Here is a 21,082-nt window from a genome sequence, read left to right as displayed (position 1 = left end):
CAATACACGAAGTAGTCAGATATAGGTAGATTTTTCTGCTATTTGAATGACTAACCTGAAAAAAGACTACTCCAAGAAATGGTCTACTAAACTTTGTCTTACCGCTATTTTGATTATTCTGCACCGTTTATGTCTTCATTCAACTCCTCCATAAAACTTAAGAATCTTTGATCTTCTTATAGAATCGTCACTTCTTGATAATCAACAATCAATTTATCATGATGAGTGAATTTATCTTGATAGATGATAATTTACAGAGTACATGATAATTTCAATCACCTACTCTGTTAAACCGAGCTTAACGTAGTTTATCTATTTTCTCCAAAAGCCAACTATTTTCAATCACTAAAACATCGCCACTACAGAATATTTCTCCCACTCTACTCTATTTACAGAAAAGAAGAGCTAATCTTCATGACCAGCTCCTCTACTTACTTTATTCCGACCCCTAACCAACAATCTACTCATCCGTCACAAAAATATCCGATAGATAAATGCTCCGTCTTTCATCTCACACGTTGATTGATAGGTGTAAAATAGCAACATCGACTTTACTAGATACAAGCCTAGTCCGTGAGAAGGATAGTCTGATATTTTATCAGTAGTTACAAAGGGTTTGTGCAAATCTTCGATACTCAAATTGTCCTGTTTTGAAGCCATTTGATTAGTAATCTCAAAACATTTCTTAGATATTTTAATCTGAATCGTACTCTGTTCTGGCGCATACTTAATGGCATTTCCTAGCAAGTTGGAAAATAACTTCTTCAGTTTATTCGTGGGGATAGTCATCATCGCGTCATCATCGATGGTCATCTGAATATTTTGTTTTTTATCCTCCAGCATTTCGCTATATACCTCACTAATTTCTTCCAGTACAGGCACGATCCTCACTTGCTCATTAGTGACAGCTTCATCCACTCGACTCAGCTCCAGGAGTTCGCTTACCAAACGATTCATTCCGGTTAAATAGTCCAATTGTTTCCGTAGTTCTTGCTGTTTCTCAGGATTGCCTTCTTTTGCGTAGATGTTATTCAATGACAATCGCATATTCATAATGGGCGTTTTCAACTCATGGGTAATCCCACTCATAAATAAACGGCGGCTATCTTCCACTTTTTTTACATGCGTAACCTCATCTTCTAAATCCTGCATGGTTTGTCTAAGCTTGGCGTACATTTTGTAGATGTGATTATTCAGCGCTTGTAGCTCATCGCCTTGCTTTTCTATCTGGTTTAAAGGATACGTTTCAGCGGCCATTTCTTCCACGATTGTATTTATTTTTTTGATTTTTCTCGTAAAATATTTCGCATATCCGAGGGCAATTAGACTGGAAACAACTAACGTAATCAAGACGAAGTAAGGGGCAATTGATCGCAGTACACCGACAATTTCATTTTGTGACAACGCGATTGGGTAATAGATGATAATGGTCGTATCCTTCCCATCAATCACCAGACTCGCATCCTTTCGAAAATTCTTTTTAGGATCTATTATCATTTTTGTGTTCGTTGTGACAATAGTTCCAGACTCTGCGACTTCTTCTGTCTCTTCGAATGGCTCAACTTCCGCTTCTTTGGGAAGAACAGGCTCCCTTGTTGTTCCAACCTGCCAGGTATTTTCATCAATCTGAATCGTATAGCCCTGTGCCACATACCGATCTAATGCTTTTGGGTCATCCTTTTTGATGAGCGAGATAATCTTAGTGGACTCCTTCTCAAAATTCGTTTCCTGCGTATCGTAAATCAATGAATCCGCAAAATAACCGACAATTAAAAACAACAAGCCTGTCGTTAGAAAGATCCCGGCCAAAGTCATCAGCCACGTCTTCACAAAGAGCGAACGTATCTTAAAAATGCGTTTAAGCTTTTTCAATTTTATAGCCCACTCCTTTAACGGTACGAATTAAATCCGACCAGGTCTTCTTCCGGATATTTTTGATATGCACATCAATATTACGGATATCGCCATAGTATTCATATCCCCAAACCAAGGTAATCAATTCCTCTCGTTCATAGACCCGACCTTGGTTAGATAACATAACTTGTAAAATATCGAAATCCTTAGCCGATAGTTGCAGCGGTTCCCCAGCAAGGTAGGCTTCGTAATTTTTTGGAATCAAGGTCAAGTGTTTATACACCACTTTTCCTGCCTCTTCCCCATACACTCGCCTTAAGAGAGATTTAATTTTATAGGACAAGATATTCAGTGAAAAAGGCTTCACTACATAGTCATCCACCCGATTCTTAAAAGTCTCTACTTGAATTAGCTCATCATTTAAGGCACTAATAATCAGAACTGGTACTTCACTGGTTTGACGAATTGTTTTCAAAACGGCCTCGCCTCGAAGCTTAGGTAACATAATATCAAGTAGCACCAAATGGATCTCATTCTGAGAAAAAAGTGTTATCGCTTCTTCTCCATCTTCGGCTTCAATAATTTTATACCCCTCTTCCTCTAAGCCGCTCTTAATGGATTGGCGGATACTATAATCATCTTCCACTAATAGGATCGTCTGCATTATTCTTTCCTCGCTTCTGTCATTTAATTAATTTAATTAGCCACTTTTTTAGCGTATGAATTAAGCTTACTATAAGCAATGCCCCTGTGACAACGACTGTTTTCAACAAGCCTTCTATGTAGTGAAACTCTCCTGGATATTTTGCACTTTGTAAAAGTAATCGACTGTTATCAATCATTCGCTTTCCGAGAGACTCAAAAAAAGCAAAATCAGACATTTTAGTAGGTAGATACTCACTAGAGATTTGTGTTTTCTTGACTAAAAAGTAACAGACAACCAAAAGTAACAACCAAAATAAACAACGTAGCGACCATTCTTTAGTTAGTTTTCTTTGCTGAAAAATACTCTTCGTAGCGAAAAATAACTGCCAAGTGGACACAGCCACCATAAAAAATAACAAGAGGGTGTTTACGAACAGCAAGAATATCCGATAAATATCATAATCTAACACTTGTCCCGTGACACCTAGCCGTTCTCCCAAGGTTTCTTTTAATAAAGGCTTGTTGGTATGCTCTTTACTTAATAAAGTCAATCGATTAAGTCCGGTTACTTCTTTATTCCTTGCTTCGTAAACAAAGAAGGAGTGCGAGCTAGGAACTACCGCCAATACCTGGTAAGTTTTCTTTTGATAAATGAGTGCTAGTCCCTTCACTTGGGTGCTACCAAAAAGTTTGGTGGCTAAGGCCGAGCTAATCAAACATTCCTTTTGATTATCTGGCAGAAGTCCCGGACTGTTTGGAAAGAGTATCTGACTATTTCCCTGTAAGGCAAACACTTGCGTTTCTGCTGAATTTCCTAGCTCTTTCGCTACTAGAGATTCCTCCCCTTTTCTACCCCAAATAACCATCGAGAAGCCTTCGGTTAATGTCTCGTTTTTTTGCAATAACTCATGCGCACGTTTACCATCCAATTGGCTATCTTGATTTTCGATTGAAAATTGAACAAAAGACGAGAACTCTGCTAGCTTGTGAATCGTCAGCAAATTATAAACTAGACCAACTAGGAAAAGTAGCAACAAACAGCCTTTGAATAAATGAAGATTGGCTCGTTTACTCTTCATTGACACGTACCGTTGTTCCTTTCCCAATTTCTTTATCAGTGCTTACAACCACTTCTTTTCCATGATTAATTCCCGTCACAGCGGCAAACTGAGTATTTTTATCCAGCAATTCAACTTTGATTTTTTCAAGCACTTTCTCCTTACCCAACACAGTATCCTTAGTCGCTAGGCTATAAACATAATAGGCATTTCCAGATTCCATCTTCAAAGCTTCGATTGGAATGCATTCTTGGTATTTGGTGGCAGGCACATTAATTTCCGCCTTTACTGTTTCACCAATGGCAATCCCCTCTGCGGGCAGATCAACTAACACATTTAAAAGGCTTGGATCCTCCTTATCTTCTGTAATGGACGTGATTTTCTGATTCGCAAGTTTTTCTTTGCCCTCTTCATTCCCCACCACTCGAGCAAGACGAACCTCAGTCCCTAGAGTTAGATATTTTTGTTCTTCCTTTAGAAAAGATAGCTGAAGTCGCAAGCCAGCACGAGGATCAGCCAATAATAGAGGTGCCTCTCCCGTCGTTAACCCGCCAGCTTTAATCCCAATATGGGTGACTAATCCAGCCAAACTCGCTTTAATTTCCCCGTTCGCGGTTTGTAGCCGCTTCAACTGGTTTAGTTCTCTTTGCTTTTGGTCAATATCCTGTTGGTTTTGCTCAATACTCGTCCCCTCACTGACAGGATCTTGCGTCTCTTCCATCCTGCGACGCGCTTCATTGACCTCCTTATCTTTATTAATAATCGCTTCGTCATAAGCTTTACGTTTCTCGGTCACAGCCGCCTCTAGCTGTTTCTTTTCTTCCTCGTAGCTTTCTTTATTTTTATCTAGTGCTTTTAACTGATTTTGCGAATCTTGTAATTCCTCTTGTGCCTGCTGAATGACTTGATTGCCATAACGAATGGCTTCGTCATGGGCTTGTGCTGCTCGCTGAATCGCTCGTTGTTGTTTATCAGCTTCCACCGCACGTTCATTGGCTGACTGCGTATTTTGTAGCTGAAGCTTAGCAATCTCGCCTTCTATAGCCTGTACCTTTTCATCGATTTTTTGGCGGTTTAAACGATATAATAATTGGCCTTTTTTTACTTGTTGTCCTTCTACTACATCTACGCTATCTACGAAAAGCTCTGAAACCATCGTGAGAGACTGCTGCTGTTTGTAGGTAACTAAGCCTTCAGCTACCGGTTGATGGGTAATGAATTGTTCCGTAACTTTCCCGACCTTAACTTTAGGCGTTAGGGCGCTCGTCACCAGTCGTGACAATAAAGTTAGCACCAACATAGCTAGTAAAAAATAACCAATGATTTTCAATCCTTTTTTCTTCATCACTTATTCCTTTGATGCCGAAACGGCAATTCCTTCCTCTAACTCTTTTTGAAACGTTAAAAATAATAAAATAGGTAAAATCATCGCCACCATGGAAGACACAATGGCTACATCCGCCTTTTCCAGACTAATATTCGGTAATTGTAGCGATAAGGGCCACTTCTGTTTATCCTCTAGAAATAGCATCGGTTGCTCGATTAGATTCCAATTTTCAAAGAATGTCAGAAGAAGCGCCGAAATAATCCCAGACTTTCCCAGAGGGATCCCAATTTGAAAAAAGATACGCCATTCGCTCGCACCATCTATCCGCGCGGCCTCTAATGTAATCCGCGGCACTGCCTTAAAAAAATAAACCATAATAAAAACGGGGAAAGTACTAAAGATATTCGGTAAAATTACTGCCCCTAAGGTATCAATCAGATTCAAATTTTTCAACATCAAATATTCTGGTAACATCAAGACCTGAAAGGGCATCAACATTAACACAATATAGATGAAAAACAGCCCTCGTTTTCCTTTAAATTTCCCCTGAGCAAATCCCCAAGCACACGGCGTGGCAATCATAAATTGACCCGCCAGGACACCCAAGCTAATCTTCACTGAATTCCAAAACATCATAAAAAAAGCCGGTGTATCTAGCAAAACTTTGACATAAGACGACAGCGTTGGATACATGGGCAGCCAAGACCAGGTGACATAATTAGTCCCCTTATCCAGCACACCGCCCAAATTATTTCTCAGCTCGTCACTACCCATAAATGAGCCAATGGTCAAGAAAATAAATGGGTAGCAGACCACTAGCGCCACCACACATAAAAAAGCTAAGCGTATGTTATACTTACTCATCCATCGCACCCCATTTCCTTTGTAATAGTAGAATCAATCCCATAATCACCCCAGTATTCAGCACACTACCAGCTGCCATCTTACTGATATCCATTTCCCGAAACCAGTTATTAAACACATGTTGAATTAGATACATACTCTGATGCGGATACTCTCCGGCAACTAAGTAGGCCTCTCGGAAAATTTTAAAGGTGTTGAGCGTAGAAAGGACGGTTGTGATAAAGAACGTCGGCAACAGATTCGGGACAGTGATTCGCCAAAATATCATCCATTGATTCGCCCCATCGACCTGGGCAGCTTCATAAATCGATTCCGAAATCCCTGAAAGACCTGCTAGCCATAAAATCAAATTGTAGCCTAAATTTTTCCAAACATAGGTGAAAACCAATAGCCAAAAAGCTTCTTTGGTGTTCATCCAATCCATAGGTGTGAGGCCAATCGTGCTCACTAATAGATTTAATAAACCCTGTTTTTCGAACACCAGGCGCCAGAAAAAAGCAATCGACGCTACCGGAATGACCATTGGAAAGAGAAAACCCGTCTTCAACCAATGGGTCACACGACTACTCCGCCTTAACATTAAGGCAAACACGAGAGAAAGGCTCAAGAGGATTGGCAGACAGACCCCCACAAACTTTATCGTATTACTGGCAGCTAAGCGAAAAGCCTGATTATCAATAACTTGTTGGTAATTCCGCAAACTGACCCCTTCGTTTTCCATAGGTGACATAAATGACTGGATTAAGACATTCAGATAAGGGAAAAGGAAGAAGAGCGAGACTCCCATCAAACTAGGAAGTATGAAGGTGAGTCCCTTATTTTGTTGATAAATAAGCCGTAGTTTTTCTTTCATGCACTTTTCCCTCCATTTCGTTTTATTCTGCTAGATATAGCTCAATCTTCTTCGCTGCATTACTCACGGCGGTGTCGATATCTTCACCATTGATCACATAGGCTTCTAACTGAGTAAGCACCGCTTCACTGATCACACCATTTAGATTAATTGGCGTATCTAATTCATCCAGAGATTTTACAATTTGCTGAAATTCCTCATCCGTTAGTGGCGAAGTTCCTTCTATCCCTTGGCCTTCACTCTCTTTAAATTCTTTTTCCAGCTGCAGCTGATTCACGGGGATTCCGACAATGCTTTGCCCATCGTCAGCTAAAGTATACTGGATGAATTTCTTCGCTAATTCTTGATTGTCAGAATGAATACTAACGCTTAATAGCCCTGCTGGTATATATTGTTTCGCTTGTTGTCCAAATGATTGAGATTCATATCCCAGTTGAGTCAACGAGTTTAGTGCGTATAAAATATGGGAAAGGCCAATATAATCTAGCGCTACCTTACTCTCTTTTCCGGTTGGATTTTCTTCTGCAAAGAAGTGAAAGTTCCCCGAATATAACGCAGGTGGTTGTTGCATAAAGTTTAATTTATTCGGTTCGTAAGGATTTATTTTCTCTACTAATTCTTTTTGCAATTCGAAAAACTGTTTTAATTTCTCTTTATCAACAGATTTACCATCAAACCATTCCGTTAACCCACTATAATAAAGTAGCGAGGTCAACGAGTTGGCATCATCGACTGCCACACCCACCGGCTCATTCCTAAGATAATTAGCTAACAACTCCCCTGATTTGACTTGCTCCGTTAGCCCCTTTTCAGCCGTCACGCTCATATATGAGAAACCTTGCGGGATGGCATACAAGCCTTTTTCCGTTTGATAAGTTGTCGCAATTTTTTCGAATAATTTATTGGAACGACTCAACTGTTGGTAGAAATCCTTCAGATTGACCAACATTCCTTTTTCGCTATATGTATCAATCGGTAAGCCATCTCCCAAAATGATATCCGGTCCTTCTTTAGCAAGCATTTTCGTATTTAATGTACTCACGGCATCTGCGACTGTTTGCGCGCTATCGTTTTCCATCCCAACTTGAATTTCGATTGATACATTAGGATTTTTAGCTTTAAACCGATCAATCAATAAAGGTAAATCATCTGATTCTCTTAATGTCCAAATGGTTAATGTTTGTGTTTTGGCTTGCTGTTCTTTTGCTTTTTCCCCAGTGTGTTTTTTGCTCAAATAGATTGCTTGACTGAAATCCTCCGAGCTTGTGATACTTGTCAGATAGCGATCATCCTCTAAGACAGTTAACAAACTTGCGTAATCTGTTGTTAAGCGTAAATCACTCTTCGTCAAATCTACTAGCTGATTGACCTTCTTTGTTTCTGTGTTAAAACGATAGGCCCCTAGCCCAGTGGTAAAATCAAGCTCTTCACTCTTCTCACCCTGCATAACAGACGTGCCGATTGTCTTATTCTCAGACGCCGCTTCTTCTAAAGTCTTAGCGATTGTTTGACCTATCGCCGTTTCTTCATTTAACTGTCCCGATTTTTTATCATAAACTAGAAATTCCCTACTCGAATAAAAATAAACAGTCTCTTCATCAGCAAACAAGCTGTCTGCTCCCTCAAATTCTTTTGGTAATTGATAGATCTGTTTCACTTTTCCTGTTTGGCTATCAATCAAATAACCCGTGCTACCCAAATCTGTAGCAAGCAATTCGTTTTCCGATAGAAAAGCAACTTTCGCTAGCGCATTTACTGCCACATGTTCAGAACCAGGTTGATGATTTTTATGCTCTTCTTCCGTTTCAACAATTTCTGCCAATTCGATCGGAAGCTCCACTATATTGTTGTCACTAGATTTAATATAATAGGTACTTTCTTTGCTGAATGTTTCTTCTCGACTCGCTGCGTCTTTCGTTTTCTTAATGAAGGTTTCCCCGTTATCTCCTAGCCAAAATTCGATATAATCGTTAGCTGTCGATTCAACTGCCTCATTGAGCGTATCTTGCTTCTCCCAACTTTCGCCATTATCTTCCGATTCAAATATTCGACTATTCGTTCCATTTTTGTCAGATACCCCTACCCGAATACGCCCATCCTTCAGCTTTTTTATATCGTGGACCAGCTCGTAGGGCTCACCTAGTTCGATTTTTTCTGACTTTGTAATTTCCAATGCAGTAGCCACTTTTCCATCTTTTTTGTCTGTTCCTTTGTTACAACCTATCAGCACCATTAGAACCATACAGATAACTAGGCATACTGATAATTTTTTCGACTTTTTTGATTGTCCCATTTCTTCTTCCTCTACCTTCTTTTGATTTTTCAATTTTAGTAACTTTACTGCATACAATTTAACACGCCTATATGAATCTAATATGTAAGCTTGTTATTTATAGGTAGATTGTGAAAGATACGAATTTAATTGAACGACCTTTCTAATTAGCTATAGCGCGTCCTTCGGCTGATTTTAATCACACGTGGTGTAAAAAAAGGTATCGATTAAATAGATATTCCTAGGTAAGAAACTAAAAAAAAATCAACTATACAGTTGACATGTATAGTCCAGCTATATAAAAAAGAAAGGAACATTTTCATGAATAGAAATAAATTACTCCCCTTAACTGAAACGACTTTTTATATTCTACTTTCCTTAAAAGAGCCTTTACACGGTTACGCAATTATGCAAAATGTCGAAACATTAAGTAATCATCATGTGCGAATTGCGGCGGGGACAATGTATGGAGCAATTGAGAATTTATCTAAACAAAAATTGATACAGGAAGTTCCTAGTGAAGATAAGCGGCGTCGCGTCTATGTTTTAACAGAGCTAGGAAAGGAAATATTAGAGCAAGAGGTGCAACGATTGACTCATATGGTAACCGTTGCTAAAAAAACGATGATAGGAGAAGCCCATGAGAAAATTTAGACTTTTTATTGATATCGAGAAAGAAGAAAAATATTTAGAAAGGATGGCTGAATCAGGTTGGGGGTTAGTCAACTATAACTCACTGGGGTTTTATAGATTCGAAAAAATTGTTCCAGAAAAAAGAAATTATCGGATTGATTATCGATTATTCGCAAACAAAAAAGATTATTTAAATTATCTTACGCTCTTCGAAGACAGTGGTTGGCAAGCGGTTAGCAGTAATCATGGCTCGTCACATCATTTCTTTCTACCTATAAGCAGTGAAAATCAAGAGATGGATATTTTTTCAGATGCTGACTCAAGTAAGGAACGTTATAAACGTTACTTTGCCCTTTCTGCATTCTTTATGGCACTAATGATCATTTGTCTAGGTATCTACCTACCTGGACTTAAAGATATTCCTACTTGGTATCTAGCTCCCGATCCCTTTAACCAGGCTGACTTTGGATTTATCGGGCGAATTTTAGTGAAAACTTTTCTTGCATCCCTAAGAGTAGTGCCTTTATTACTCATTTTAGCTTTAAGCATTTTTTCCATGGTCGCTGCAATCAAGAGCTATCGCTTATTTAAACAGAAAAATAGTTAATCTGAGAAAGTCTTATACATAAGTTTTAGGCAAGCCAAATAGAAGACCGGAAATCGCAAAAAGGATTTCCGGTCTTCTATTTGATGGTTCTATGACCCAGGCTCATTAAACTTTGTCTTACCTGAGTTTTGATTATTCTGGAGTGTTTACCGTATTCTTCGGTTACTATACACTTGGTTTTCATTAGAAATGAGAGGAGCATCTAAAAAAACTTATCGGACTAACATCTGACAAGAATCGTTTTATTGATCCTACTTTTTGTGTCGTAGATTTGCACTATTCTGTCCGAATAAATATTAGGACAAATAATTATAGATTAAAGAAATGATTAAATCAGCACCAACAGCAAGAATAACCATTATATTTAAAATAGAAAGGAATACACCTATATATAAAAATCTGTGATATATTTTCAAATTTAGTTTATTTTTGAATTCCAAAGTTAAATATATCAAAATAAATGCTGCTAATGGAGTAAATAAAGAAGCTATCGCCACCAACAATAGAAAATAGAATTCTTGATTATTAATAGAATCGTTCTCTGCTTGAGGAGAGTGAACCATATGGGTAAAATCATCTATAAAATAACCAATTGGAACGTTGTAAAACTCACTAATTATCTTTAAGTTTTCTGCATCTGGAGTCGAGTACCCTCTTTCCCAATTAGAAATAGTTTGCCTTGAAACATTAATTCTTGTTGATAATTCTTCTTGCGTATACCCGGACGCTTTCCTTAAATTCCTCAATTTTTCTTCCATAGTCGCCCCTCCAACGTTAAATTCCAAAGGTTTGCAAAGTGATTTTGACAGATTATTTCCTGATACTACGCGATACTTATTGAGTAATCCCAATTACTTTATTAAATAATCATAAAGGAGATATTCATATGAAAAAATCAATTTTTCTAAAATCAGGTATTGTTTATTTTAACATTAAGTACCAGTCTAATGCCATTGACATCCTTGGCTGTAGAAAATCACATCACTGACGAAAAAATGGTTCAGTATTCAAATACTTCAGACATAAAAGAACAATTTAATCTTACAGACAACGATTGATATTCTATTGAAAAAACACAATATTTTATCCCACAACAAATCAATTAAAACAAGTTGATAATTTATTTATCCATAACCACAATACCCGTGCATTCGATATTGATGATATGTTAGAATTAATTGCAATTGTAGGAGTCGGTTATACAGCTGGGCGGACAGCAAATGAGGCACATAAACGCTTTGGTCTGTCAGCTGCAAGCTATAAATCAAACAGATGGTGGTGGAGAGCTGGTATCGCTGCTGCTGCAGGAATTCCAGCTGCAGTAGGATTCGATGACTATTACTATGGAATCTAAAAGAAAGACAAAAACAAAGTTAAAACGTCTTCAATATATTTTTCTTATATTGATGATTGTATCATTGATCAGAGAAGTATACTTTTTAGCGTTTAGCTTTGGGATTACATCAAGTATATTTTATCTATTTCAAAAAAGCTATAAAGATAATAATGCATAGATTGGGTTACTCCGCTTCTATGTATTCCAAGAGACCAGTCAAAGTAATAATAATTTTGACTGGCTTTTTATGCTATTTTTAAAATAGAAAGATGAGAGTACCTAACCTATCACTTTTCCTCTTTCAGATATACATAATTATTTTCCATAGCTATATTCCGCAATATTGAGAGAGCCATTTTTGTCTTTTCCTCCATAATAGACAATTTTCAACTTCTTTAAATCAATACTCAACAATAGAAAAGATCAAGTGAAGAAATCAGCTGTATAAGAATAATCATTAACAAAAAAATCCTATTTTTAACAAAATATTGCATAGTAATAAGTACCTGTTTCTTGCCAAGCTCTGACAAAGGGGTGTGACCATGATGCATTAAATATAGATATTTCATCCATCCACCAACCCTTCAGTAATTCTAAGTTATGGCGTTCACTTCAGGACAAGCGTTTAAGAAAAAATCGATAAAATAGAGTCAAAACAAAAAACAGACCGTCCCCGAAGGAGTGGTCTGTTAAACTTTGTCTTACCAATGTTTTGATTATTCTGCAGCGTTTGTGTCTTTGATACCGTATTGATGGCTGGATAGCTGTCTAATAGGGTTTCAAGGACAGAATTAGCTAATCTGCTGGATTCTTGAATAGTTATATTAGCCGGTCACACCTATTTAAATATGAGTGAGAAGGTCAACTATAGGGTCAAAAATTACTCGCCAGTATGTCAGATAGATGAATCCATTTTGATACCAAAAGCAGATACTTTTCCTTTAAAATAGTAAAAAGCCATCGAAGATTTGTGTTTCACTTCGCATGGCTTTTACTTTAATTTTCTAATTTATCAAAAGGACAATTTAAGTATTTCAATCTTTTACCGAGATAGATGACAGTTGCTACCTAATCTAGCAAATTCGTTACACGACTTTTTATATCGTCTCTAATTTCTCTGAATTTATTCATGATTTCTTCTTCTGTTCCAGTTGCTTTGGCTGGATCTTCCAAATCCCAATGAACATGCTCAATCCCTTTTGGAATTACTGGACATTTGTCTTTGGCATCGCCACATAGCGTAATAATTAGGTCTGCTTGATTAAAATAATCCATATCGATCAAATCAGATGTTTGCGTAGAGATATCTATCCCTTCCTCAGACATTACTTGAACAGCTCTAGGATTTAGCCCATGTTGTTCAATGCCGGCGCTTTTAATTTCAAATTCATCTGTTGGTAAAATAGCTTTCCCATAGCCTTCTGCAATTTGACTACGACAAGAATTTCCTGTACATAAAAAGTAAATTTTTCTCATTATTATTTCCCTCCGATATCAGACAATTCTGATGGATTTTGAATGAACCAATTTTTTGTGCGATTAGATATTTTAACTAACAGTAACATGACTGGTACTTCGACTAAGACGCCAACTACAGTCGCTAACGTAGCGCCGGATTGTAACCCAAATAATGAAATAGCTACTGCAACTGCTAATTCAAAAAAGTTACTTGCGCCAATCATACCTGCTGGTGATGCAATATCATGCGGTAGCTTCCAAATCTTAGCCCATCCATAAGCGATTGTAAAAATAAGAAAGGTTTGGATAATTAATGGAATCGCGATAAGTAAAATATGCATAGGGTTAGCTAAAATCTTTTCTCCTTGAAAAGAGAAAATAATAATCAATGTTAATAATAACCCAATAATGGTAACCGAATCAAATTTCTTCAAGAAGACATTTTCAAAATAAGCTAAGCCTCTATTTTTTATAATTATCACGCGTGTGAAGAAGCCTAATAATAGCGGTACAACCACAAAGAGCAACGTTGATAATAGGAGTGTCCCCATTGGAACGGCCACATTGTCAACACCTAGTAAGAACGCTACGATAGGTGCGAATAGAAACAGAATAATCAAATCATTGATAGCTACTTGAACCAAGGTATAGCCTGCGTCACCTTTTGTTAAATAACTCCAAACAAAAACCATAGCGGTACAAGGTGCTGCACCTAAAATGACTGCACCGGCAACATATTCCTTAGCTAGATCCACAGGAATTAGATTTTTGAAGACAACATAAAAGAAGAAGGCCGAAATGGCATACATAGTAAATGGTTTAATCAACCAATTGGTTACACAGGTGATAATTAGTCCTTTGGGTTTCTTTGCTGCACGAGCAATGCTAGTAAAATCAATTTTCAACATCATCGGATAAATCATTAACCAGATTAATATCGCGGTTGGAATAGAGACTTGATAATACTCAAATTTACTTAATGTGTCTGGCACAGCTGGAATAAACTTCCCAATCAGCACACCTACTGCCATACATAAAATAACCCATAAAGTCAGATACTTTTCAAAAATCCCTAATCCTTGTTTTTTATTTTCAGCGCTCATTTTTTCCTCCTAGTGGCTTACGCCTTCTTTCGTAAAATATTTTTGTTTAAATTTCAAAGCAACATTCACTAATGCGATGAGTACGGGCACTTCAACTAGTGGACCGATAACGGCTGCAAAAGCTTCTCCCGAATTAATACCAAAGACACCTACTGCCACAGCAATCGCTAATTCAAAATTATTACTGGCTGCAGTAAAAGAGAGCGATGCTGCGACTGGATAACTCGTACCCATTTTATTAGAAATGAAGAATGAAACAAAAAACATAATAATAAAGTATAAAAATAATGGAATGGCAATTCTTACAACATCAAGAGGTAATTCAATGACTTTTTCCCCTTTAACAGAAAACATAATCACGATTGTAAATAACAAAGCAATTAATGTAATTGGACTAATTTTAGGAATGAATTTTGTTTCAAACCACGTTTTCCCTTTGAATTTAAGTAAAAGAAATCTTGAACTAATCCCAGCAATAAAAGGAATTCCTAGATAAATAAAGACACTTTTGGCAATCTCGCCCATAGTTATATTTACTGAATGCGTTTCTAAACCTAACCATGTCGGCAACACGGTCACAAATATATATGCAAATAGCGAATAGAAAACGATTTGGAAGATCGAGTTAAAGGCGACTAAGCCTGCCGTGTACTCACTATCGCCTTGAGCAAGTTCACTCCAAACAATGACCATCGCAATACATCGAGCAAGACCAATCATGATCAGTCCGACCATGTAGTCTGGATAGTTATGAAGAAAAACTACCGCCAATATGAACATAACAATGGGACCGACAATCCAATTTTGCACTAAGGACAGCAGCAAAACTTTCCAATTCTTGAATACACGCCACATTTCTTCATATTTCACTTTGGTTAAAGGGGGATACATCATCAATATTAGACCGATTGCAATCGGAATAGAGGTTGTCCCGACTTCTAAATGATTAATCATTTTAGGTACGCCGGGTAAGAAATAACCTAGGCCAATCCCTACAGCCATTGCGATAAAAATCCATAAGGTTAAATATCTATCTAATAATGATAATTTTTTTGTTACTTGATTCACTTATTTCATCTCCAAAGTTTCTAGAATTTATTTTATATCTTCTAACTTCAATCCTGTCAATTCACGTATTTGTTCGATAGTAGGGTATTTCCCTTGCAGATAAACTTGTCCATCTACGAGAGTCAGCGGCAATCCTTCTACCCCAGATTCTTTCAGTTTTTGATTGACTACTTCACTTCTTACGAAGGCTTGTGGATTCTGTGACAAATTTCTTCTATAGATTCGATTTTCCTCAGACGCGTTGACTTCTTTTGTGATTGCCGTAATTGTCAATAACTCTGGATCCACAGAGGGACCACACACGCCTGTTGGACAACACATTGCCGGTTCATAAATTTCAATTTTCCTCATAATTATCATAACCTCCATTTAGATTGATGAGTCCCTTTAAGAAAGAAACTCATCTATCGTAAAAGTGTAAAAGTAAAACGTTTAGTGGACTAATTCTGCTTCAAAATTAGGCACCCATTCAGCCACTGCAAAATGTCCATTGGATACTTCAGCCACTTTTTCTATCCATTCAATCTCATTGGCTGCGCGAGCTTTTAAAATTACATTCGAAGTGTCTGTCGCATACATACTCTGATTGACTAGCCACCATGTATGAGCAATTTTTGCTCTATCTAAATCTGCATCAAGCCGCAATGATTCATAAACAGGCGTCGTTTCAGGTAAGGTGACCATTAATACTTCGGTTTCAGCCTTATTTTGTAAACGAGGCAACAGTTTTTTGATAGACTCTGGAACTTCACCGGCACTGCGTTCGACCTCTTTTGCATAGCTTTGAGTAGAATCTAATAATAACAAGGTATGACCGGTTGGTGCGGTGTCTATCACAACAATCTCATTTTCAGCCTTATCGACAATCTCTGCAAAGGCTCTGAATACTGCAATCTCTTGGGTACAAGGGGAACGCAAATCTTCCTCCACATACGCAACATCATCCGCACTCATCGTTTCTCTTGCTTTAGCTAAAACTTCTTCTTGGTAAGCTTGCAATTCCTTCTCTTCATCAATATGGCTCACAGAAATTTCTTTAGTCTCTGCTAAATAAAGACTTAAGTGATCGGCCGGATCCGTTGTTGCTAAATGAACTTTCTTACCAGCTTTTGACAGAGCTTTAGCTATTTGAATCGCAATAATGGTCTTCCCTACGCCACCTTTACCCATTGTAAAAATAATTTTTTTATCTGTTGCGATAAAATCAGCGACAATCTCACTGAGTGTAGGCAATTCAATCGCTGGATTGGCTTGTTCTAAAATCGGTGGTTGATTCTTATCAAGTAAAGTCCGTAGATTCTTGATACCTGTTACGTTGTACGCTCGTAGAGGAACATAGAATTGCTCAAATTTCTTTAATTCTGCGGGCATCTCGCTTAAATCTTTTTGTTGTTGGTCGTAAATCGTTTGTGAAATAGGGTCATCTGCTGTTTCAAGTAACCCATTAACAATTAATTTTTGGCTAAGAATACCTAGTTGACTTAATTCATCAGACGCGCGAGTCGCCTCGATTATTGCCGCTTTTTGAGGGCGAGTAACTAACATTAGTGTGGTCAATTCTTCTTGACTTAACGTTTTAACTGCTTCAGCGTACATTTCTTTTTTATCGCCTAAACCAGATAACTGTCCTAGACAAGAAACACCTGTCGTATTTTCATCTAAGTAATTACTCCACGCAGAAGGCAGCTGCAGCATTCTTAATGTATGACCAGTCGGGGCTGTATCAAAAATGATATGATCGTAGGCTTCTTCAACAGACTTGTCCGTCAAAAAATTTGCAAATTCATTAAAAGCCGCAATCTCCACTGTACATGAACCAGACAACTGCTCTTCCATATTTTCTAATGCGCTATCGGGTAGAATCCCTCTGTAAGGACCAACAACGCTTTCCTTATATTCAGCTGCGGCCGTCACTGGGTCAAAATTAGCTACTTTCAAATTAGGAATGCTGTCGATCATTTTTGGTTTATTGGTCAATTCTGTCTGAAATACATCTTGCAGATTCGAAGCAGGATCCGTACTAACCAACATCACCTTCGCGCCATTATCTGCCAAACTTGTCGCTGTCGCACAAGCAACCGTTGTCTTACCAACGCCACCTTTACCAGTAAAAAATAAGTATTTTGTCGGATTCAGTTGATTTAATTCATATCGTTGCATATTTACATCCCCCTTAGCAGCAGCCAGATCCGCCACAACAACCGCCTGTCTGTTCAGAATTTTGGTTAACAAATACCAACCCAGTGTAGTTAGAAAGTTCATCCATTGTTGGATACGCACCCGTTTTAACGATGGCGCCATCTATCACTGTAACCGGCAAGATTTCATTGCCTTTTTCTTGCATCATCTTTAAGACAGTCTCATTATTGACAAACGCATCTGGGTCACTCGTCAAATTGTGACGAGTCGCTTCAATTTGAGAGACTCCCTCTAGCGCTTCAAAAACTGAGGTAATCATGAGCAATGTTTCATCCACTGAGGGACCACAAACGCCGGTTGAGCAACACATTGCTGGTTCAAATAGTTCTAATTTTTTCATGTACTTCTTCTCCTTTTTCTACACATTCTTTATTCTGACAGATGCACGTTTGCTCGTCACTAGACAGCAGTTGCATCATCGAACTCAAAAATTCTCTGACAAACTCTTCTTGTAACGCATAATGATGCCATTTCCCCTGTTTACTGACTGAAATAATTCCAGCTTGTTCTAGCACCTTCATATGATGAGATAGTGTTGGCTGAGTAAAGTCAAAATGATCCAGTAGATCACATGCACAAAGACTGCCACAAGAAAGAAGATCCACAATCTTCATCCGTTTTGGATCAGCCATAGCCTTTAATAATAATGATGTTTTTTCATAGTTCATAGCTTTTCTCCTTCATATCGATGATTATCTATGTGTATAATATAGATAATCATCTATGTTTTGTCAAATGTTTCTGTCTTTTCATATAATTCGTGAAGGTCAAACACGTGCCCAAACCGAAAAAAAACAGACCGTCCCCGAAGGAATGGTCTGTTAAACTTTGTCTTACCAATGTTTTGATTATTCTGCAGCGTTTGTGTCTTTGATACCGTACTTTTTGTTGAAACGGTCCACACGTCCATCTGCTTGTGTGAATTTTTGACGTCCAGTATAGAATGGATGTGAGTCAGAAGTTACTTCGACACGGATTACTGGGTAAGTATTTCCGTCTTCCCATTCAACTGTTTCTTGTGAAGATTTTGTAGAACCTGACAAGAATTTGAAACCAGTTGTTGAGTCCATAAATACGACTGGATGATATTCTGGGTGGATATTTTGTTTCATCTTTAGTTCGCTCCTTTGCCCTGATTCATTTGCTGAGTCAGAGTTGATTTGTCAATTTACAACAGTAATATCGTACCATGATTTGGTTCAATATGCAATTATCTTTTTGGATTTTTTCGTGGTGCCCGATTGCCAAATGAAACATCTTGGAAGGCTTCGAAAAATTCATCATTGTTTTTCGTTTTCTTTAAGAATTGGATCAACTGTTCAGTATACACTAGTGAATCGCCGGTCATATTGTTTCTTAGTTTCCATAGATCTTCCAGTCTTTCTGGCGCAATTAATAACTCTTCTTTTCGCGTACCAGATTTCTTGATATCGATAGCTGGGAAGATACGGCGTTCTGCTAAATCGCGGGACAAGTGTAATTCCATATTCCCGGTTCCCTTGAATTCTTCATAGATAATATCATCCATTCGGCTACCAGTATCGACTAAGGCTGTGGCTAAAATAGTTAAACTACCGCCTTCTTCAATATTTCTGGCCGCGCCAAAGAATTTCTTCGGTTTGTATAAAGCAGCTGGATCAATCCCACCACTTAATGTTCGACCGCTTGGCGGAACGACTAAGTTATAGGCCCGTGCTAAACGAGTAATACTGTCCATTAAAATAACGACATCGCGTTTGTCCTCGACTAAGCGCATCGCCCGTTCTAAGACTAATTCGGCAACTCGCGTATGGTTTTGTGGTTGTTGATCAAAGGTTGAAGAAACCACATCGCCCTTCACGCTTCTTTCTAGATCAGTCACTTCTTCCGGACGCTCATCAATTAAAAGTAAAATCAGTTCAACATCAGGATGGTTGTCAGTGATGCCATTGGCAATTTCTTTTAAGACGCTGGTTTTCCCGGCTTTTGGTGGCGCAACGATTAAACCACGCTGACCGAATCCAACAGGTGCGAAGATATCAATCATTCGCGTAGACAAACGGCCTGGTGTCGTTTCAAGATTGATCTGTTTATCTGGATATAGAGGGGTTAAAGCTGGAAAATGCGGACGTTCTTTGGCTTCCTCGGGATCTTTTCCATTGACGCTTTCTACATGCATCAAGCCATAATAACGTTCAGATTCTTTCGGTGGACGAGCTTTTCCGGCAACTTTATCGCCATTTCGCAAACTAAATCGGCGAATTTGAGAAGAAGAAATATAAATATCTTCTACACTTGGCCCATAGTTAATCGGACGTAAAAATCCGTAGCCTTCTTGTCCGACAATATCTAAGATCCCTTCCATGTAGAAGAAACCTTGCTTTTCAGCTTGCGCTCGGATGACTGAAAGAGACAATTCTTTTTTATTCATTTGACTATAATAAGGAATTTTGAAATCTTTGGCGTACGTATAAATTTCTTTTAACGTTTTGTTTTCTAATTCCGCCATCGTTAAATAATCACTCATTTTTCAGCCTCCTCTTCAATCATTTCAATATCTGCTCCAAGAGCCGTTAATTTTTCGATAATATGGTCATAGCCGCGCAGAATGTATTCAACATTGTAGATAGTTGTCTCGCCTTCTGCCATTAATCCGGCAATAACTAAACAAGCCCCTGCTCGTAAATCGGAAGCTACAACCTCGGCACCATGTAATTTATTCGGACCGTTTAGAATAATTAAATTCCCTTCAACCGTTGCATTGGCGCCCATTCGCGCTAATTCTGGAATATGATTGACCCGTTTTGAGTAGATAGTATCAGTTATTTCAGCCGTTCCTTTGGCTTTGAGAAGTAGTGGAGTCAGTGGTTGTTGTAGATCAGTCGCAAATCCTGGATAAGGATACGTCATCACATGAACAGCTTTCAAATCGTGCGAAGGTAAAACTTCAATCGCATCTTCGCTGATATTCATCTTGACACCAATCTCTTGTAATTTTGCAATAAAACTTTCTAGATGCTCAAAAATAACATTTCTGACGATAATTCCTTCACCCGCAGCAGCAGCCAAGGCCAAATAAGTCCCTGCTTCAATCCGGTCGGGAATAATTGAATGACGGCAACCGTGTAATTCGGTCACGCCTTCAATCCGAATAATATCCGTCCCAGCGCCACGAATTTTAGCACCCATGTTATTTAAAAGAGTGGCTACATCAATAATTTCTGGTTCACGTGCGGCATTTTCGATAATTGTTTTGCCTTCCGCTTTGACCGCAGCCAGCATCACGTTAATCGTCGCGCCAATCGAGACCATATCCATAAAGATACGCGTCGCTTTTAGTGGACCATTTTCAGTCCGCAGATACATCGCACCATGCTCGTTGTTGACTGTCGCGCCTAACGCTTCAAAACCCTTGATATGTAAATCAATCGGCCGTGGCCCTAGATAACACCCACCTGGGAGGCCGACAACTGCTTCGCCAAATTTACCTAATAATGAGCCCATAAAATAATAAGAAGCTCGTAAACTATTAATTTTGCCACTTGGCATAGGCACAGATACGACTTCTCTTGGATCAATCTCTAATTGATTATCTTCAAATTTAATTTTGGCACCCATGATTTCTAAAATTTCAATCAGGGAATGAACATCTTGAATATCGGGAACCCCTTCTAATATAACAGGTGAATCCGCTAAAATTGCTGCTGGAATCAGAGCTACTGCACTATTTTTTGCACCACTTATTGTCACTTCGCCTTTTAAAGGACGATTACCATTTATTTTAATTTTTTTCATTTTATATTCACCTATACTTTTTGGTTTAAGA

Annotated in this window: 21 protein-coding genes; 3 read left to right on the top strand and 18 right to left on the bottom strand. The window is 38.3% G+C overall.

The window, feature by feature from the left end; genetic code table 11:
- Window positions 1-471: 471 nt before the first annotated feature.
- The 7 genes from BAU15_RS11695 to BAU15_RS11665 are packed head-to-tail and all read right to left on the bottom strand — an operon-like array spanning window position 472 to window position 8,894.
- Entirely contained in the window at window positions 472-1,872 is a 1,401-nt protein-coding gene (locus tag BAU15_RS11695; protein ID WP_161842924.1) for a sensor histidine kinase, read from the bottom strand.
- Window positions 1,859-2,518: a response regulator transcription factor gene (locus BAU15_RS11690; protein ID WP_161842923.1), complete on the bottom strand. Its 660-nt coding sequence runs from the start codon at window positions 2,516-2,518 to the stop codon at window positions 1,859-1,861. Before BAU15_RS11690 ends, BAU15_RS11695 begins: the two co-directional genes overlap by 14 nt.
- A 19-nt stretch (window positions 2,519-2,537) precedes the next feature.
- Entirely contained in the window at window positions 2,538-3,578 is a 1,041-nt protein-coding gene (locus tag BAU15_RS11685; protein WP_161842922.1) for a hypothetical protein, read from the bottom strand.
- Window positions 3,568-4,902, bottom strand: a complete 1,335-nt coding sequence (locus BAU15_RS11680) for an HlyD family secretion protein (RefSeq protein WP_161842921.1) — start codon at window positions 4,900-4,902, stop codon at window positions 3,568-3,570. The genes BAU15_RS11685 and BAU15_RS11680 overlap by 11 nt, the downstream gene beginning before the upstream one ends.
- Before the next feature lie 3 nt (window positions 4,903-4,905).
- A complete protein-coding gene (locus tag BAU15_RS11675; RefSeq protein ID WP_161842920.1) occupies window positions 4,906-5,748 on the bottom strand; it encodes a carbohydrate ABC transporter permease in 843 nt (280 codons plus the stop codon).
- On the bottom strand, window positions 5,741-6,601 hold the full coding sequence (locus tag BAU15_RS11670; protein ID WP_161842919.1) for a carbohydrate ABC transporter permease: 861 nt from the start codon (window positions 6,599-6,601) through the stop codon (window positions 5,741-5,743). Before BAU15_RS11670 ends, BAU15_RS11675 begins: the two co-directional genes overlap by 8 nt.
- A gap of 22 nt (window positions 6,602-6,623) precedes the next feature.
- On the bottom strand, window positions 6,624-8,894 hold the full coding sequence (locus BAU15_RS11665; RefSeq protein ID WP_161842918.1) for an ABC transporter substrate-binding protein: 2,271 nt from the start codon (window positions 8,892-8,894) through the stop codon (window positions 6,624-6,626).
- Between the two features lie 300 nt (window positions 8,895-9,194).
- On the opposite strand from BAU15_RS11665, the gene BAU15_RS11660 reads away from it, so the two are divergent.
- Window positions 9,195-9,527 carry a PadR family transcriptional regulator gene (locus BAU15_RS11660; protein WP_161842917.1) on the top strand — a complete coding sequence of 111 codons (333 nt, stop codon included), beginning with the start codon at window positions 9,195-9,197 and terminating at the stop codon, window positions 9,525-9,527.
- The gene (locus tag BAU15_RS11655) at window positions 9,514-10,113 is read left to right on the top strand and encodes a DUF2812 domain-containing protein (protein WP_161842916.1); all 600 of its coding nucleotides are present in this window, start codon (window positions 9,514-9,516) and stop codon (window positions 10,111-10,113) included. Before BAU15_RS11660 ends, BAU15_RS11655 begins: the two co-directional genes overlap by 14 nt.
- Window positions 10,114-10,409: 296 nt before the next feature.
- On the opposite strand, the gene BAU15_RS11650 is transcribed toward BAU15_RS11655, so the two are convergent.
- A complete protein-coding gene (locus tag BAU15_RS11650; protein ID WP_161842915.1) occupies window positions 10,410-10,871 on the bottom strand; it encodes a helix-turn-helix domain-containing protein in 462 nt (153 codons plus the stop codon).
- Window positions 10,872-11,278: 407 nt separating this feature from the next.
- Between BAU15_RS11650 and BAU15_RS15790 the strand changes: the two genes are divergently transcribed.
- Window positions 11,279-11,467 (top strand): hypothetical protein, encoded by a 189-nt coding sequence (locus BAU15_RS15790; protein WP_237580188.1) that lies wholly within the window; start codon window positions 11,279-11,281, stop codon window positions 11,465-11,467.
- Between the two features lie 1,050 nt (window positions 11,468-12,517).
- Here the strand turns inward: BAU15_RS15790 and arsC are convergent.
- From arsC to BAU15_RS11595, 10 genes are all read right to left on the bottom strand, one after another.
- Window positions 12,518-12,925: an arsenate reductase (thioredoxin) gene (arsC, locus tag BAU15_RS11640; protein ID WP_161842914.1), complete on the bottom strand. Its 408-nt coding sequence runs from the start codon at window positions 12,923-12,925 to the stop codon at window positions 12,518-12,520.
- A 2-nt stretch (window positions 12,926-12,927) separates the two neighbouring features.
- The gene (gene arsB / locus BAU15_RS11635; protein ID WP_161842913.1) at window positions 12,928-14,010 is read right to left on the bottom strand and encodes an arsenite efflux transporter membrane subunit ArsB; all 1,083 of its coding nucleotides are present in this window, start codon (window positions 14,008-14,010) and stop codon (window positions 12,928-12,930) included.
- A gap of 9 nt (window positions 14,011-14,019) precedes the next feature.
- Window positions 14,020-15,078 (bottom strand): arsenite efflux transporter membrane subunit ArsB, encoded by a 1,059-nt coding sequence (locus BAU15_RS11630; protein WP_161842912.1) that lies wholly within the window; start codon window positions 15,076-15,078, stop codon window positions 14,020-14,022.
- Between the two features lie 27 nt (window positions 15,079-15,105).
- On the bottom strand, window positions 15,106-15,429 hold the full coding sequence (gene arsD / locus BAU15_RS11625) for an arsenite efflux transporter metallochaperone ArsD (RefSeq protein ID WP_161842911.1): 324 nt from the start codon (window positions 15,427-15,429) through the stop codon (window positions 15,106-15,108).
- An 81-nt stretch (window positions 15,430-15,510) separates the two neighbouring features.
- Window positions 15,511-17,238 carry an arsenite efflux transporter ATPase subunit ArsA gene (arsA, locus tag BAU15_RS11620; RefSeq protein WP_161842910.1) on the bottom strand — a complete coding sequence of 576 codons (1,728 nt, stop codon included), beginning with the start codon at window positions 17,236-17,238 and terminating at the stop codon, window positions 15,511-15,513.
- Between the two features lie 13 nt (window positions 17,239-17,251).
- A complete protein-coding gene (gene arsD, locus BAU15_RS11615) occupies window positions 17,252-17,617 on the bottom strand; it encodes an arsenite efflux transporter metallochaperone ArsD (RefSeq protein ID WP_161842909.1) in 366 nt (121 codons plus the stop codon).
- Window positions 17,595-17,945, bottom strand: coding sequence for an As(III)-sensing metalloregulatory transcriptional repressor ArsR (gene arsR / locus BAU15_RS11610; RefSeq protein WP_161842908.1), 351 nt, complete (start codon window positions 17,943-17,945; stop codon window positions 17,595-17,597). The genes arsD (BAU15_RS11615) and arsR overlap by 23 nt, the downstream gene beginning before the upstream one ends.
- Window positions 17,946-18,125: 180 nt before the next feature.
- Window positions 18,126-18,389: a type B 50S ribosomal protein L31 gene (locus BAU15_RS11605; protein ID WP_161842907.1), complete on the bottom strand. Its 264-nt coding sequence runs from the start codon at window positions 18,387-18,389 to the stop codon at window positions 18,126-18,128.
- A gap of 98 nt (window positions 18,390-18,487) precedes the next feature.
- The gene (gene rho, locus BAU15_RS11600; protein ID WP_161842906.1) at window positions 18,488-19,783 is read right to left on the bottom strand and encodes a transcription termination factor Rho; all 1,296 of its coding nucleotides are present in this window, start codon (window positions 19,781-19,783) and stop codon (window positions 18,488-18,490) included.
- Window positions 19,780-21,051, bottom strand: a complete 1,272-nt coding sequence (locus BAU15_RS11595) for a UDP-N-acetylglucosamine 1-carboxyvinyltransferase (protein WP_161842905.1) — start codon at window positions 21,049-21,051, stop codon at window positions 19,780-19,782. Before BAU15_RS11595 ends, rho begins: the two co-directional genes overlap by 4 nt.
- Between the last annotated feature and the right edge of the window lie 31 nt (window positions 21,052-21,082).

The organism is Candidatus Enterococcus huntleyi (assembly GCF_009933175.1).
GTDB classification, from domain to species: Bacteria; Bacillota; Bacilli; order Lactobacillales; family Enterococcaceae; genus Enterococcus_K; species Enterococcus_K huntleyi.
The sequence above is the reverse complement of the archived record's forward strand: the minus strand, read 5'-3'. Positions and strand labels throughout refer to the sequence as shown.

Coding starts and splice junctions, on each gene's coding strand:
- arsR (WP_161842908.1), bottom strand. CDS start 17,945: ATGAACTATGAAAAAACATCATTATTATTAAAGGCTATGGCTGATCCA.
- BAU15_RS11605 (WP_161842907.1), bottom strand. CDS start 18,389: ATGAAACAAAATATCCACCCAGAATATCATCCAGTCGTATTTATGGAC.
- arsA (WP_161842910.1), bottom strand. CDS start 17,238: ATGCAACGATATGAATTAAATCAACTGAATCCGACAAAATACTTATTT.
- arsB (WP_161842913.1), bottom strand. CDS start 14,010: ATGAGCGCTGAAAATAAAAAACAAGGATTAGGGATTTTTGAAAAGTAT.
- BAU15_RS11665 (WP_161842918.1), bottom strand. CDS start 8,894: ATGGGACAATCAAAAAAGTCGAAAAAATTATCAGTATGCCTAGTTATC.
- BAU15_RS11660 (WP_161842917.1), top strand. CDS start 9,195: ATGAATAGAAATAAATTACTCCCCTTAACTGAAACGACTTTTTATATT.
- BAU15_RS11690 (WP_161842923.1), bottom strand. CDS start 2,518: ATGCAGACGATCCTATTAGTGGAAGATGATTATAGTATCCGCCAATCC.
- BAU15_RS11595 (WP_161842905.1), bottom strand. CDS start 21,051: ATGAAAAAAATTAAAATAAATGGTAATCGTCCTTTAAAAGGCGAAGTG.
- BAU15_RS11680 (WP_161842921.1), bottom strand. CDS start 4,902: ATGAAGAAAAAAGGATTGAAAATCATTGGTTATTTTTTACTAGCTATG.
- arsC (WP_161842914.1), bottom strand. CDS start 12,925: ATGAGAAAAATTTACTTTTTATGTACAGGAAATTCTTGTCGTAGTCAA.
- BAU15_RS11675 (WP_161842920.1), bottom strand. CDS start 5,748: ATGAGTAAGTATAACATACGCTTAGCTTTTTTATGTGTGGTGGCGCTA.
- rho (WP_161842906.1), bottom strand. CDS start 19,783: ATGAGTGATTATTTAACGATGGCGGAATTAGAAAACAAAACGTTAAAA.
- BAU15_RS11655 (WP_161842916.1), top strand. CDS start 9,514: ATGAGAAAATTTAGACTTTTTATTGATATCGAGAAAGAAGAAAAATAT.
- BAU15_RS11650 (WP_161842915.1), bottom strand. CDS start 10,871: ATGGAAGAAAAATTGAGGAATTTAAGGAAAGCGTCCGGGTATACGCAA.
- arsD (WP_161842911.1), bottom strand. CDS start 15,429: ATGAGGAAAATTGAAATTTATGAACCGGCAATGTGTTGTCCAACAGGC.
- BAU15_RS11670 (WP_161842919.1), bottom strand. CDS start 6,601: ATGAAAGAAAAACTACGGCTTATTTATCAACAAAATAAGGGACTCACC.
- BAU15_RS15790 (WP_237580188.1), top strand. CDS start 11,279: ATGTTAGAATTAATTGCAATTGTAGGAGTCGGTTATACAGCTGGGCGG.
- BAU15_RS11685 (WP_161842922.1), bottom strand. CDS start 3,578: ATGAAGAGTAAACGAGCCAATCTTCATTTATTCAAAGGCTGTTTGTTG.
- arsD (WP_161842909.1), bottom strand. CDS start 17,617: ATGAAAAAATTAGAACTATTTGAACCAGCAATGTGTTGCTCAACCGGC.